General features: G+C 51.2%; 15 protein-coding genes. 3 read left to right on the top strand and 12 right to left on the bottom strand.

What is annotated here, in order from left to right:
• Positions 1–116: 116 nt before the first annotated feature.
• From NST04_RS10355 to NST04_RS10345, 3 genes are read right to left on the bottom strand one after another with little or no spacing between them, the layout of a single operon-like run.
• The gene (locus tag NST04_RS10355; protein ID WP_341184176.1) at positions 117–869 is read right to left on the bottom strand and encodes an ABC transporter permease; all 753 of its coding nucleotides are present in this window, start codon (positions 867–869) and stop codon (positions 117–119) included.
• A complete protein-coding gene (locus NST04_RS10350) occupies positions 863–1,645 on the bottom strand; it encodes an ABC transporter ATP-binding protein (protein ID WP_341184175.1) in 783 nt (260 codons plus the stop codon). The genes NST04_RS10355 and NST04_RS10350 overlap by 7 nt, the downstream gene beginning before the upstream one ends.
• Positions 1,626–2,597: an ABC transporter substrate-binding protein gene (locus NST04_RS10345; RefSeq protein WP_341184174.1), complete on the bottom strand. Its 972-nt coding sequence runs from the start codon at positions 2,595–2,597 to the stop codon at positions 1,626–1,628. Before NST04_RS10345 ends, NST04_RS10350 begins: the two co-directional genes overlap by 20 nt.
• A gap of 280 nt (positions 2,598–2,877) precedes the next feature.
• Between NST04_RS10345 and NST04_RS10340 the strand changes: the two genes are divergently transcribed.
• Positions 2,878–3,444 (top strand): hypothetical protein, encoded by a 567-nt coding sequence (locus NST04_RS10340; RefSeq protein ID WP_341184173.1) that lies wholly within the window; start codon positions 2,878–2,880, stop codon positions 3,442–3,444.
• A 252-nt stretch (positions 3,445–3,696) separates the two neighbouring features.
• Positions 3,697–3,882 carry a hypothetical protein gene (locus NST04_RS10335; protein ID WP_036695723.1) on the top strand — a complete coding sequence of 62 codons (186 nt, stop codon included), beginning with the start codon at positions 3,697–3,699 and terminating at the stop codon, positions 3,880–3,882.
• 104 nt (positions 3,883–3,986) lie between these two features.
• On the opposite strand, the gene NST04_RS10330 is transcribed toward NST04_RS10335, so the two are convergent.
• From NST04_RS10330 to NST04_RS10320, 3 genes are read right to left on the bottom strand one after another with little or no spacing between them, the layout of a single operon-like run.
• Positions 3,987–4,823: an alpha/beta hydrolase gene (locus NST04_RS10330; protein WP_341184172.1), complete on the bottom strand. Its 837-nt coding sequence runs from the start codon at positions 4,821–4,823 to the stop codon at positions 3,987–3,989.
• Positions 4,824–4,875: 52 nt separating this feature from the next.
• A complete protein-coding gene (locus NST04_RS10325; protein WP_341184171.1) occupies positions 4,876–5,298 on the bottom strand; it encodes a MarR family winged helix-turn-helix transcriptional regulator in 423 nt (140 codons plus the stop codon).
• A gap of 48 nt (positions 5,299–5,346) precedes the next feature.
• On the bottom strand, positions 5,347–5,706 hold the full coding sequence (locus tag NST04_RS10320) for a winged helix-turn-helix transcriptional regulator (protein WP_341184170.1): 360 nt from the start codon (positions 5,704–5,706) through the stop codon (positions 5,347–5,349).
• Positions 5,707–5,899: 193 nt separating this feature from the next.
• Here NST04_RS10320 and NST04_RS10315 point away from each other — a divergent pair, with 193 nt between their 5' ends.
• Positions 5,900–6,430, top strand: a complete 531-nt coding sequence (locus NST04_RS10315; protein WP_341184169.1) for an NAD(P)H-dependent oxidoreductase — start codon at positions 5,900–5,902, stop codon at positions 6,428–6,430.
• A gap of 7 nt (positions 6,431–6,437) precedes the next feature.
• On the opposite strand, the gene NST04_RS10310 is transcribed toward NST04_RS10315, so the two are convergent.
• From NST04_RS10310 to NST04_RS10285, 6 genes are all read right to left on the bottom strand, one after another.
• Positions 6,438–7,199 carry a SagB/ThcOx family dehydrogenase gene (locus tag NST04_RS10310; RefSeq protein WP_341184168.1) on the bottom strand — a complete coding sequence of 254 codons (762 nt, stop codon included), beginning with the start codon at positions 7,197–7,199 and terminating at the stop codon, positions 6,438–6,440.
• Between the two features lie 246 nt (positions 7,200–7,445).
• Positions 7,446–9,167: a protein O-GlcNAcase gene (locus NST04_RS10305; RefSeq protein WP_341184167.1), complete on the bottom strand. Its 1,722-nt coding sequence runs from the start codon at positions 9,165–9,167 to the stop codon at positions 7,446–7,448.
• A gap of 14 nt (positions 9,168–9,181) precedes the next feature.
• The gene (locus NST04_RS10300) at positions 9,182–10,888 is read right to left on the bottom strand and encodes a family 10 glycosylhydrolase (RefSeq protein WP_341184166.1); all 1,707 of its coding nucleotides are present in this window, start codon (positions 10,886–10,888) and stop codon (positions 9,182–9,184) included.
• A gap of 83 nt (positions 10,889–10,971) precedes the next feature.
• Complete coding sequence (locus tag NST04_RS10295) at positions 10,972–12,606, bottom strand: extracellular solute-binding protein (protein ID WP_341184165.1); 1,635 nt, start codon at positions 12,604–12,606, stop codon at positions 10,972–10,974.
• A 34-nt stretch (positions 12,607–12,640) separates the two neighbouring features.
• The gene (locus tag NST04_RS10290) at positions 12,641–13,531 is read right to left on the bottom strand and encodes a carbohydrate ABC transporter permease (protein ID WP_341184164.1); all 891 of its coding nucleotides are present in this window, start codon (positions 13,529–13,531) and stop codon (positions 12,641–12,643) included.
• A gap of 94 nt (positions 13,532–13,625) precedes the next feature.
• Positions 13,626–14,552, bottom strand: a complete 927-nt coding sequence (locus NST04_RS10285; RefSeq protein WP_341184163.1) for an ABC transporter permease — start codon at positions 14,550–14,552, stop codon at positions 13,626–13,628.
• Between the last annotated feature and the right edge of the window lie 20 nt (positions 14,553–14,572).

Here is a 14,572-nt window from a genome sequence, read left to right as displayed (position 1 = left end):
ACTAATATACAAAGAAATCGATCCTATTTGAAGTGGTTGGGCGGTACCTCCATTTTACCAAAGGACGGTTTCTTTTTGTTTTTGAAAAAAGTGTTTTTCGTTTCCCGCTTAAACAGCTATCTCCGCCACTTCATGAATCTGTAATCCAGCACATCCACCAGCAGGAACAGCACGAACCCCACCAGACTGAACAGCATAATTCCGGCGTACATCTCAGGGTAGTCCAGCCGCAGCCAGGCATCCATGATAAAGAAGCCCATGCCGTGCTCCGTACCGTAGATTTCGGTGAAAAAGAGTACGGAAATCGCTGTACCCAGCGATATGCGAATCGTACTAAGGATCACCGACAAAGCGCCGGGAAGCGTCACATTCCAGAATTTCTGCATCGTGCTGGCACCTATACTCGTCAGGACATCATAGGTACTCTCAGGGATGGCCTTCACACCATCGCGTACTGAGATAATGACCTGGAACAGCAGGATCAGCATAATCATCAGCACCTTGGAGGTTTCTCCTAGGCCGAAGAAGAGCATGACTACCGGCAAGAGCGCAATTTTGGGAATGGGATAGGTCAGATAGACGACCGGGTCCAGTACCCGGTTCCAGAAGGGAGAGCGGCCCATCAGCAGACCGGCCAGCAGACCGAGCAGCAAAGCCAGCAGCACACCTTCAAAGATCCGCATCAGACTGTAGCCGACATTCAGCGCCACATCATGGGCCCCCAGCTGAAACATTGACTTATAGACCGCACCCGGGCTAGGCAGAATCGCGTGATTCATGAGCAGATAAGCGACATACCAGAGCGCATTCATTCCGGCAAAAACGAGCAGCAGACGCAGCAGGTGAATAATATGCCGTCGTTTTACCATTTCTCCATCATTACCTTTCGGATTCTCTTGGACTGCATGAAGTATTCATCGCTCTCCCGCTTCTCGGAATGCTTCATGGCAAATACAGCAGCATTATCAAGAATCTCCGGCGGCTCCTGCTGTCCCGGCAGCATGATGATAATCTTCTGTCCCAGGAGAATGGCCTCCTCCACATCGTGGGTGACGAACAGCGTGGTCGCCGGATGCGCCTGCCAGTTGTCGATAAAAATCTGCTGCAGCCCTTCCCGCGTAATGGCATCCAGTGCCGAGAACGGCTCATCCAGCAGCAGAAGGGTCGGCAGAATGGCAAAGGCGCGGGCAATGGCTACCCGCTGCTGCTGACCGCCGCTCAACGAGAGCGGAAACCGGCCGGCGAGCTGGGCGATCCCCATGGCTTCGAGCCAATGCATAATTTGCCGGTCCTGCTCCTGTCTTGTATGGCCCGCCGCGCCGGGACGGGCGATCCGCATCGCAATCCGGATGTTGTCCCGGACCGTCTTCCAGGGCAGCAATCCGTAATTCTGCGGCACCAGCCCGATTAGCGTCTCCTTCTCATGAACAGATCTGCCATTGAACAGCAGCTCTCCTTCGTATCCGGACAGCAGTCCGGCAATGGCCCGCAGCAGCGTGGATTTGCCGCTTCCCGAGGGGCCGATTACCGTATAAATCCCGTGCTCCGGCAGGGTCAGGCTCATCTCACCCAGAGCCAGCTGCCCGTTCTGATAAGCTACATGCAGCTGATGAATGCGGAGACCGCTATTTTTTAAACTGGACATCGGAGATCACATCTTCAGCCGCCAGATCTTTGGTCAGCAGTCCTTTTTCACGGGCCCAGGCAAAAGCAGCCTCCACTTCCTTCACATCCACCTGATTCGCAGGCAGATACTCCGGCACCTTAATCTCATTCTTCAGCGTGTCCGGATAACCCACTTCCTTAATAATCAGGTCGATATATTCCGACTGGTCGTGCGTTTTCATATAATCTACAGCCTCATCATAAGCGGCGTACATATCGCGGATTCCCTGGCCCTTGGCATCAATGGCACTCTGCGGAAAAGCCAGCACAAACGGATTGACACCCGCGCTGTGGGTGGAGCTGAGAACGCGCAGACCGGCAGAGCGGCCCATCGTTACAAAAGGCTCCGGCAAAACAGCCGCATCCGCCTTATTATTCTTAAGCAGCTCCAGACGAGTTGGAATCTGCGGCACTTCCGTTACGGTAATATCGGCTTCTGTCAGGCCTGCCTGCTTCAGCATCATGGCGACAGTATACTGGGTGGAGGTATTCTTGGACAGGATGACGCTCTTCCCCTTAAGGTCCTTAACCTCTTTCACTTCATCATTTCCGGTCAGCAGGTCGAATTCACCTGTGGTCGTGCTGGTGATTTTGACATCGAGTCCTGCTTCGTTATAGATCGAGATCGCCACCAGATCTGCACTGAGGCCATCTACTTTGCCCGCCTGAAAAGCCACATCACGATCCTTCGCGCTCTTGAAGGTTTGGATATCCAGGTTCACCTGATGCTTCTGATCAAATCCCTGCTCATGAGCAATAATAAAAGGAATCGCATCGATGGATGGCAGCAGTCCCAGCGATATCGTAACAGCCTCAGCAGGTGCAGCTGCAGCAGCTCCTGTATTTGCATTCTTGGCATTTCCTGCCTGATTTGCGCTACCGCATCCGGCAGCTGTCACGCTGACAGCAGCAGTCAGTACGACTAGCTTCATAAGGTGTTTCCAGTTTCTTGTCTTCATGAATCTTAATTCCCCCATCTCTTATCGGTTACGCTTCATGCGAATTTATTCACATACATAGTACACCCATTGTCCTATTTTGTATATTTATAAATTTAAATATCAGTCTTCTAATGTCCAATATGTTCATGGAATTCTTTTTACAGCAGCACCCAATAATGACGCAAATATGCTATAATGACCTGTACCTATTCCGCAGGTATCCCCCTTCAAGCGGCAGTCCTACTCCAACCTCTCTAAGGAGCTGTGCCCTATGAGCGATGTAATTCTCCAGCAGATTCTTGCCGAGCTGCAAGGAGTGAAGTCTGAAATTACAGAATTAAAATCGGAGATTTCAGTAGTTAAATTCCAAGTTACAGGAATGAAGTCCGAAATCACAGAATTAAAATCCGAAATTTCAGGAGTTAAATCCGAAGTTACAGGAATGAAGTCTGAAATCACAGGGATCAAATCCGAGATTTCTGGATTGAAGGCCGATGTTAAAAATCTTCAGACAGAATTCACTTCATTCAAGACTGAAATTACGGCCGAGCTGGTGATCATCAAGGATGAAATTGAAAACATCAAGTCAGACATCTTTACCATCAAGGATGATATCGTTACCGTCAAGGCTGATATCGAAAGCATCAAGGAAGATACGAAGCTAATTCCGCTGATTCAACAGGCGGTGTCCAAGGTCAACACTGAAGTCGTTGCTGGCCGGGATTCTCTGGAGCGGATCGACCGGAGCCTGCGAGGACATGACGCAACGCTGGATATACTGGCACGGCGTTCTATAGATCAGGAAGCTGAATTGAAACGTTTAGCAGCTTCTGCATAACATCCTGCCCCGAAGCGACCGCCCTCCCGGCTGCCGCTTTTTTTGTTGCCCGTATGTAGTCCATCCCACACGGACATTATTCTCTTAGACAAATACAAACCCAGGTATCACAACATTATTCCTTATTTATTTGTCTTTTAGAGGCGGACATCACATTGATTTATTGATTATCCATGTTATAATGAAAGCGTAACCAGGATAGATGTCCCAGAGGTTCATTACCGTATTTCATCGCCAAGGAGGATGAATGCAATGCTGGCAGGAATTAAGGAACTGAAGAATTGGGTAACCGGGATGTGGCAGCCGGGCATGGCTTCCGGAGAAGAAGATTACCGGAAGATGGAATATAGTGCACATCGCCATCTGCACACACCGCCAACCCCAAGTCCGCTTACTTACGAACAGGAATCACGCATCAAGACCGTCAAATTTCACTAATTTTCAATTAGATGTATATATAGAACACCCTCCACCTATCAGGTTAAGGCCGCTAAGGAACGGGAGCATCCCGGTTCAGGCGGCCTTTTATTTGTGACACTACATTATCTCGCCAACCACCGCAGGATCGTCTGTGCCGCTTCCACATAGCGCTGTCCTACAAGCAGGCCGGTATGGGTGGTGCCCCAAAGACCTGCATAGGTTGCACGGAAATACGCTGCATTGGCTCTGCCCCGGCGCTCTTCCTCATCACTGTTAACCGCATGGATCACCAGACAAGGGCAAGTAATGGACCCGCTGTCTACAGGTACCCCTTCTGCCCCGAAGTGATAAGAGAAGGTTTGAAACGCCTTGGCAGACTCCATCGTCAGGTATTTCCGCTGAAACGCTATGTCCTCTGCCGTCTCATCCAGGCTGGTCTCGTCTTCGCGAACCGGAGCGGGCACTACATTACCTGGTACCGTTCTGACGATATCCGTATATGGAACCTCCTCATGTACCTCTCTGCATAGACTTGAATCCATCAACACAAGACCGGCCAGCCCGGCCCTCTCCGCCACCTTCTGGCTAAGAATTCCGCCCATACTGAACCCGATCAGGACAGGAGTAACTCCGCATTCAGCCTGGATCACCTGCACTACTTCATGGATATCCCCCAAGTAATCTTCAAAGGTAATCTGCGTCATATCCAGCACCCGGCTCCGGTAATGACTTCTCAGATTCATCACATAACACGTCCAGCCTTCACGGATGAAATGGGGAATGTACTTGCTCCACATCCAGCTTCCGGTATACGCACCGTGTACAAACAGCAGGGGTACCTTATCTTCCTGTTCTTGGTTTTCCAAAGACTCTTCTCCCTTGTAAATCTCCAGATACAGATCATGCTCACCGACATATCTCTCTGTATGCGGCGGTAACTCATCAGTGTAGTCTCTCATTGTAATGTCCTTCCCGTAATTAGTTTGATATCAAACTATAACACAAATTTTTTTAGAAATTATGATTGATTTTCATTAAAATCGTCAGTAAAGTCTTCTGCTCTTCTTCCGTGATATCGCGGTAGAACTGCTTCAGCATGGCAGAAGAGACCGATTCAAATACCGGCTCCAGCTCCTTCCCCTTCCCGGTTAGAGTAACATATACGTACCGGGTGTCCTCCTGATCCCTCTCCTTCGTAACCAGTCCCAGCCGGACCAGCTTATCCACAAGTGCTGTAACTGTAGATTTGTCCTTATGAATATATGCCGAGATCTCGGCCATGGTGAGTCTGTGCTTAGACAGCAGCGCATACAGAATATCCCCGTGTGAGGTGGCAATGCCGTTTACTCCCTGCTTCGCCATCTCTTGTACGATGAACCGGTTAACCTTCTCGCGGATCTTTGATATAAGTGAAATAGCATCTCTGGTTTCCATAAATGAATTATAGTTTGATATCAAACTAATGTCAATAGATCAGTTCTTCTACTCTTCGGAGTCCTCATCAAGCAGCATGATTTCCTCGCCCCGCTGCTGGCGGATCGCAATATTGGTTCTCCCCCAGGAGCACATCAGGTCAATGATCTCATTGGCTGTGATCCCATACTCGGTGATGTAATATTCCACCTTGGGCGGCATTTGGCTATAGACCAACCTGCCGATGATCCCATCCCGTTCCAGCTCGCGGAGCTGTTGAATCAGAACCTTTTGCGAGATGCCCGGAATACTGCGCTGCAGTTCACTCGTCCGCTTGGTCCCCGACATCAGTATACATATGATCAGCGACTTCCACTTCCCGCCGATAATCTCAAGCGTCGCCTCAATCCCTAAATGATATTGCTTCATCCCGGCACCTCCTCAGCAGTCATAACAATGCGCTGATCTAATGATTACTATTCTGCCACATCCGGCACTCTATTCCAATGCACACCTTGAGGTAACCTTGTTACTTCATTGTGTGTATTTACATTTTCAGGAACTTACAAAATAATAGAAGCAGCTGCACAACATAAATTATACACCGGAAAGGTGATCCCTAATGACAACCCTGGTAATCCTGGCACACCCCGATATAGAGGCTTCAAGAGTGAACCGGAGATGGAGACAAGAGCTGCTGCTGCATCCTGAGGACGTTACGGTCCACGAGCTCTACAAGGAGTACCCGGACTGGAGCATCGATGTTCCGCGGGAGCAGCGTTTATTGGAGGCGCATGACCTGATTATTTTCCAATTCCCCTTATACTGGTACAGCTACCCCCCGCTGCTGAAAAAGTGGCTGGACGATGTGTTCACTCACGGCTGGGCTTACGGCTCGAGCGGCAACAAACTGAGGGGTAAGAAACTGGGCATAGCTATGACCATTGGCGATAAAAAGGAAAACTACCTGCCAGCCGGGTCCGTTTCTTTCACTGTAGATGAGATCATCGCCCCGTTCCAGGCCAGTGCCATCCATGTCGGCGCAACCGCCCTGCCGTACTTCGCCGTGTTCGGCGCTTCCTTCCAGGCGAGTGATGATGAAATCAACCAGAGCGCTGAGGAGTATCTGGCGTATATCAATCAGAACCGGTAATGTGCTGCTAGTCCCGCTTCTTCCCGACCGCGCCAAGGTAGATTACAAATTCATCATCGCCATCCAGTTCGAGCACCTCATCAATCAGCTGCTGATCATAGATTCCGATGGCACAAGCTCCGGCCCCGATGGATTCACTGGCCAGGTACAGATTCTGGCAGACATGCCCGGCATCAATGAGAATTTTTTTGTGCGCGGAGATATCATATTTCCATTCGGACCGGTATGGGGTGGTGCTCCAGGCGAACAGAACGGCAGCCTTCCTGGCGAAGTTGGGGACAAAGGGCTGATCCAGCGTAATCGCATCAATCTTCTGCTCCAGCTGGTCTAATTCAAACATAAATAACAGCTTGTGCTCCACAGGAAGGTACCGGTAGATGCCCTGCGGTATGCCTACCACCCGCATAATCAGCAGATAGGTCTCAAACGTATGGGTCGCCCCGCTACAGGGTACCGTCCGCAGAGTCAGTCCATTCTTGCTCATTCCCGTAATGCCCTGGGTGGCCCATAGTAGATAGGATAGCTCTTCCAGACTTAGCATGTCAGCGGAATAGAATCTTGTACTCCTTCTTTGGCCAATGCAATTCACAATATTGTTCTGACTCACAACGTCCCGGCTGACCTCAGGCAATTCAATGATCCGCGATCCTTCATCATAGGGCTTCACAATCGGCGGCTGCGCGATGCCCTTCATCTTATCTGTTTTGATCTGCTTGAATTCATGAAAATTGGATTTCAGCAGTTGTCTTTGTTGTTCGTATCTTGTCATAAAAGTACCTCCCGAATTAAAAGAGCATAGCTTCAATGTACCACTCCCTCAAAAAAAGATTGTGATTTCATTCACTTTTACTCTTATCAGTTAACAAAAACCAAACCTTCCCTCCCCAACAGGGAAAGGAAGGCCTACATACGATACTCTGAAGCACGGCAGCTAAATTCTCAGCTCTCCAAGCCTATTCCGTTAGGAATACCTGTTGCGAACGGCCTATACGTCAGCTGTACAGTATTGTGCTGCTTAGATTTCCTTCTCAGCTTCCAAAATCAGCCGGTAGCCTTTCTTGCCCTCCCGGACAGCAAATCCCCAAGCCTCAGCGGCTGTCCAGGCCGGATCACTGCCCAGCCGGACCTCGAAGGCCTGACAGACTGCGGCCCGCCCGCGTAATTCTTCATCGGCTCCGGGTTCCGTCGTCCCGGCAGCCTTCCGCCGCAAGGCTCTCCACAGCTCTACATCCGCAAGCGCTCTGTGCAGCCAGGGTCCTGCTTCTTGCTTGAACTTGGAATTCTCCATTTCAAGCAACCGGTAAGAGACGCTCTCCAGGCGGTCGAAATACGCGTCAAGCCTGCGGATATCTTTGCTGCGCACAGCCTCATTCAGTTCCTCATATCCGCCGCTATAGAGCTGGCTGTTCAGATTCTGGCTACAGAAGAACATCATGTCGTCTGCCAGTTCTCCGGCGAATTCCCGGACCGACAGCTCCCAGGACAGCTCCGGCATATAACGCTCACTGTTCCACATATAGTCGGCCATGGTGTTCAGTGTAATCTTGGAGCATTCCCACTGAACCATCGGATTCGCTACCACGGCCTGATGTCCGGTCTGGCCAAGCTGGGAATAACGTCCGCGAACCGGGTCCAGAAACAGCCGGTCGTAGTCGGCATCATTGACAGGGATGTTGTCCCACAGCCACAGCTGATGTCCGTAATAGGTGTAATTATCCCGTGCCTGCCTGCTCCCGACCTGCCGGGCAAAGACGGCCGAGCCGGTCCAGAATACCTTGATATCCGTATGCAGCTGCTCACGGATATCCCGCTTATATTCGCTATCCCGGCAGGACCAATACTCGGAGGGGCACATCACCAGGCTGACCTTCTGCAATTGACGGCTTAAATAGTCATAGACACGGTTAGCCACATAAGCATGCGCCAGCCCGGAGCGCTCCAGGTAATGAAGGTTCTCCCCTGACAAGGCGTAGTCGATGTCGTCCATCAGCAAGGCGAAATGCCGCACCCCGATGGCGATCATCGCTCCCAGCTTCGCTTCCAGACTGGCAAAATCATCCTCACTACGAAACTGCAGATCATTCCCCGGACTAATGCAATAATAGAAGTCCACCAGCTGCGTATCGCATTCCTGCTTCAGCTCGCGAATCTGCTCGAACATAGCCTCTGGATAAGGCTCACGCCACAGCTCACGGTGATAGGGATCATCCTTGGGAGCATGCATGAAGGTGTTCATTCGATGAGCTGCCAGATAACGCACAGCATCGATCCGGTCAGCCCAGCTCCACGGCGTGCCATAGAAGCCTTCAATAATGCCGCGAACCGGAAAAGAGGGTTCATCGTGAATGGCAGCCACGGGCAATCGGCACTTGCCTTCCTCTACCCTCAGCAGCCGGTGCAAGGCGTCCATCCCATATCTGATTCCTCTCTTATTGGAGGCAGCAATGTTAATTTTGCCGTCCTTACCGATGTCCAGCCGATAACCATCGGCCTTAAGCGATCCCTCATATTCAAGCTCCAGCCTGATATTGCCCGGCTCGGGTGATTCTTCTCCTTCTCCAGGCGGTTCAATGATCATAATCGGGCCATCTGCAGCAAGCGGGCCTTCATATTTCTGAATCATGGAGAACGTTGAAGACAGCTCAATTCTCAGCTGCTGCCCTTCCAGCAACAGCTCTTCGCCCTGATCGTAGTAATCCCGGAAGAAATACTGGCGTTCCTGTAGCGGCATAGTCATATGCATCTCTCCCCTTAATCCGTAACCTTCACATTTCCAAACACAGCTTTGTTCCGCGAATCATTCCCGGGATTACTGAGGGCAATCCCGATATACACTTTATGCTTCATGGGGATCTGAATGGTTCCGACCGTCTGCCAACTGCTTCCGTTGGCCGATATAGACCCTTTGAACGTATTGCCGTTTCTCGTCAGCTTCAGCCATTTCGGAACCGAGGCAGCTGCGGTATGGTCGGCCATACTGCCCGCAGTTTCTGTTCGATACTGGAAGGTGGCCCCATTCGCAGGGGTTAGCATCATATCCGCGTGCCTGGAATTATGACTCAGCGACTCCCGGATCATAATACCAGCCTTGGCCCAGCCGTCCAGCCAGCTGGCGGACTGCACCTTGACCACGATCTCCGCATTGCCGCTCACGGGTTGATAGATATAATTCAGCTGATCCCCATTGCCCCAAATATCCGTTGAGCTGCTGCTGAGTGTAAATTGCTTATTGGAAGCATTGTAGGTGGCGTTCCCCGGCATGGAACCGATATTCCGCGCCTTCCATACCGCAGGCAGCTGGGCCGGATAATTCTGCTCTACCGGAGCCGTCCAGCCTGGCGTCGGCCAGGTCTCCCGTTCATGGATGTTCGCCAGTTCCTCTTCCGGCCAGGCCCCGTAGGCAAAGAACGACAGGCGCTTCACGCCCGGATAATTCTCACGGATGCCTTTGTACACCTCCTGATATTGATCATCGGTCCAGTCATTATCCAGGGTAGCTACAATGTCCACATTACTGCCGCTGATCCGGTCACTCGTATCCTTCAGGATGCCGTAGGAGGTACTGTATACCCAATCACTGTTGAATTCCCAGTCATCGAAGTACGCCATCGGTGCAACGAAGTCGATCTCATCCTTGAACTTGGCAACATTCTGTCCAACCTCTGTGAATTCCGGCGGCAAAATATACACACTGAGCGGCACATCCGGATTCGCGGACTGGGAAATATCCTCACGGATATCGCCTACATACTGTCCAATTTGTTCGGTTCTCCATTCATTCCACTGCTGGCGCTGCGGTGAATCCGTATCAAAGTCAATGCTGAGCGGCGAATATCCGAACTGAGCCTGATACTTCGCAACTGTGTAATCACTGACGTCCATGTTGTAATTGTCGAAGCGGATCCAGTCCAGCACAACACCGTCCACATCATAATTCCCGATCACTTCCTGAATGATGGAACGCTCATACTGCTGAACCTCATGGTGAACCGGATTGACGAAATATTCGTTGCCGTTAGAGCCTGTAAACGGAGTCTGAACCCCGTCCACAAGCGCCTGCATCTGCCATTCATCGTGAGCGAGGAAGGCCTGCTGGTCGTGGAACTGGGGAATCCAGGCATGAACCTTGATTCCTGCGGCATGGGCCGCCGTAATGACAGCCTGCAGAGCATCGAAATTCTGGTAACCCTGGGCGATGGGAGCGATATCACTCTGATAAAATACACTGCCGGACGGAACCTCATCATCTTCATCCTGCTTCACGTTCATGCTGATGACATCGACGCCGTAGGTTGTGGACAGCGCGATGAAGTTCTGGACATCCGCCAGGTTCTTGAACTGGTTCACGGTCCGTACAATCACTTCCGTCTCAAAAGGGGGATTACTCTCATCCTCGGCCATCACCGGAACAGAACCACCCGCTACCGAAGAAACCAACACCAAGCTTAACACTGCCATAAACCTTGATCTCAGCGTAAATGCCATAATCTCGCCTCCACATCATAGTCGTATTTAACTCAGTGCTTCCTAGATGACAAGAATTATTTCGTAGCGTTGATCTTCTTAACATTCTCCTGCCATTTCTCGGTTCTGAACGCCAGCAGCTTATCCAGTCCGGCCTTTTCGGTGTTTTTTCTGGCGGTATCCAGTGCTGCCAGCACCTCTTCGTCCGACTTCGCCTGAACCATCTGGGCGTAGGCAAGGGTGTAAATATCCGCAATATTCTGGGCGATGATGCCGGTCTCCGTGTCGGGAAGCGGATCGGTATTTACGAATTGTGTAATGTCCAGCGCGGTTTTCCAGGTCACTGTGGACTGCGCCACGGTCTCCCAGGATTTCTGGTTCGCGGAGAGCAGCGCCTCGAGGCTCATTTTCGCCGTATCAATGAAGGTCGTATTCCCGGCCCAGTTAAAATCCTCGAATTTCCGCATCGTATCCGTACGCTCGTTGGCAGGCGTTGTCTTGTATTTCTCGTTCGGAATCGGCGCTCCGGCCGCATCCTCTTCATCCCAGTATAAGCCCTTAGGGCCGAAGAACAGCACCTTCTGTCCCTCCGGACCCGTAATCCAGTCAAAGTATGCGAAGATCGCCTCCGGGTCCTTGGCTTGCTTGGTAATGACACTGACGTTCCAGCCCAGCGTCTCAAAGCCGCTTACAAATACTTTGGTCTTGTCTATTCCCGCTTTGTGGACCGGCCAGATAATTTCATAACCGCTGTCCGGATTGCTGGCTGTCAGTGCCCGGTGTCCCTCGGCTCCGTAGGTGGTGATATTGGATTCAACCATGACGGCTACCCGTCCGGTGTTGACCTTTTCCTTGACCGCATCCTGGGTTTGCTGAAGTGCGTCCTGCGTAATCAGCCGTTCACGGTACAGCTTATTGATGTACAGCACCATCTCCTCGTAAGCAGGATCATCCAGAATCGATGACAGCTTGTCGCCGTCCGGGTAGCCCATAAGTGTAACGAACTTGCTGGTAGAGTTCTCCTTGAAGCCGCCATACATAATTTCCAGACCGGCCCCCTTCTCCCCAACCTCCAGAGGGACTACATCCGGGTACTTCTCTTGCACCTTTAGCAAATATTGATATAAGTCATCGAAGGTCTCCAGCGCCGGCCGGCCGAGTGCGTTATAAATATCCTTATTCACCATCCACCCGCCGTTGCCGAATTGACCCGAGGTGTACCAGTTCGGGATTTGATAGATTTTCCCGTCATCGGAACGGAGCAGATTCAGCGTCGATTCCTTCACATATTTCTTGAAGTTCGGATACTTCTCATAGTAATCATCCAGGGCAACGAGCTGCCCCGCCTGCACCAGCCGTTCCACGGAGGACCCCCGGTCTGTAAAAATGACATCCGGCAAATCGCCGCCGACGATCATCGTGTTCAACTTTTCTCCGGCCGCTCCTCCCGACTGGATCGGTTCAACCGTAACCTTGCGGTTCTCCTGAATCCACTTCGTCGCCTCATTCTCCCCCCATGGTGATGTCGTAAGCCAGTCGTAGTTCCCATAGAAGCTGAAGGTCACGGGCTTGATCCCGCTGCCGTCATCTGTAGCGCCCCCGGTATCCAGATTGGTCTGTGAAGTGTCGGAATTCCCCCCTCCGCTACAGGCAGCGAGCAGAAGCACCAGCGAAGTCAGCAACAGAGCTACCCATGTCAGGCGTTTGCGCATTCTTTTTCCTTCTTTCTACGTAAGATGGAGACTGCTATTCTTTCAATGAACCGACCATTACACCCTTAACAAAGTACTTCTGGAGAAAAGGGTAGGTCAGGATAATCGGAATCGTAGCGATCATCATCGTAGCCATAGTCAGTGACTTCGTGGTAATCGTCCGATTCCGGTTCATATGATCCAGTGCGATCGCATTCGAGGAGCCAATCTGGGTCATGATGTTGGAGTTCATCACCTGCCGCAGCAGGGTCTGTATAGGAAGCAAGTGATCCTCAGTAATATAGATCGCTCCCGTAAACCAGTCGTTCCAATACCCTACTGCGGTGAACAAAGCTATCGTAGCCAGTACCGGGCCGGAGACGGGAATCACGATCCGGAAGAAAATGCCGTAGTTGCTGCTGCCGTCGATTTTGGCGGATTCCTCCAGCCCCTCCGGCAAAGCGCTAAAGAAGGTGCGGATGACAATCATGTTCCAGACGCTGATGATGCCGGGGATAATCAACACCCAAAAGGTATCCAGCATCCCCAAAGAACGGATGAGTAAATAACTGGGGATAAGCCCTCCGCTGAAGAACATCGTGATCATGAAGAACACCATGTATTGTTTGCGGAATACCAAGGTCTTCTTGGACATTCCGTAAGCTAACAGAGCCGTGAAGAAGACGGATAATGCCGTGCCGCAGAGCGTTCTGAGAATGGTGATCCAAAAAGAATTCAGCAGGCGGTCATCCTGAAACACAATATAATAATTTTCCAGCGTAAATGCTCTCGGCCACAGGGTCACACCACCGAGCGCCGTATCGCTCCCCAGATTAAGGGAGATGACAAGCGCATTCCAAAACGGGTATAGCATAAGCAGCGACAGCAGGACCAAAAGGATATAAATACTCCGCTGCATCACTTTGTCGCCCAGGCTTAGTCTCATTGTTCACCCCTCCTAAAAAGGTTTATGGAGTATTACTTACAGCCGGTACCTCGCAATAAAACTTGCACCCGTAAGCATTCGCTATGAGCAGCGGCTACCAGAGACTGACGTCTGCCCGGCGGGCGATTTTGTTGGCTGTCACCAGCAGAATGACGCTGATCACCGCTTTGAACAGCCCTACCGCTGTCGCATAAGAGAATCTGGCATTGAGTATCCCAACACGGTACACATAGGTGTCGATCACATCGGAGTAAGGGCGCAGCACCGGATTGGTTGCGAGCAGCAGAATGTCCTCGAAGCCCGCACTGAGCAGACCGCCGATGGCAAGAATCATAAAGATGACGATAATGGGGGTAATGCTGGGGAGTGTAATCAGGTGAATTTGTTTAAACCGGCTTGCTCCGTCTATGGATGCAGCCTCATACAGGGTCGGATCAATGCCGGCAATCGCAGCCAGATAGACAATGCTTCCGAAGCCGACCTCCTTCCACACATTTACACTTACCAGAATGGACCAGAAGTATCTGGGTACCGCCAGGAAGTTAACCGGCTCCTGGACCAGATTGAACCGCTCCAGCAGATAGTTCACCGTTCCGTTATCAACGGACAACAGCGAGAATACGAAACCGGATACAATAACCCAGGACAGGAAATACGGCAAGTAGCTGACGGTCTGGATCACGCGCTTGAAGCCCATATGCCCGACTTCATTCAGCATCAGCGCAAGCAGAATCGGGGCAGGAAAGCAGATAATCAATTTAAGCAGGCTAATCACAAGGGTATTGCGCATCACATTCCAGAACTCCGGCGCCTCGAAGAACATGCTGAATTGCCTCAGTCCAACCCAGGGGCTGTTCATCATGCCGCCGAAAATATCGTATTGCTGGAACGCCATAACCACGCCATACATCGGAATGTAACTGAAAATGAAGACAAAAATAATTCCCGGCCAAACCATAGACTGCAAATCCAGTTGACTGTTAAATTCCTTCCACCTGCTCGGTTTCTTGGCCGTATTCATCCGCTTGGCCTCCTCTGGAC

This window comes from Paenibacillus sp. FSL H7-0756 (assembly GCF_038006765.1).
Classification (GTDB): domain Bacteria; phylum Bacillota; class Bacilli; order Paenibacillales; family Paenibacillaceae; genus Paenibacillus_AQ.
The sequence above is the reverse complement of the archived record's forward strand: the minus strand, read 5'-3'. Positions and strand labels throughout refer to the sequence as shown.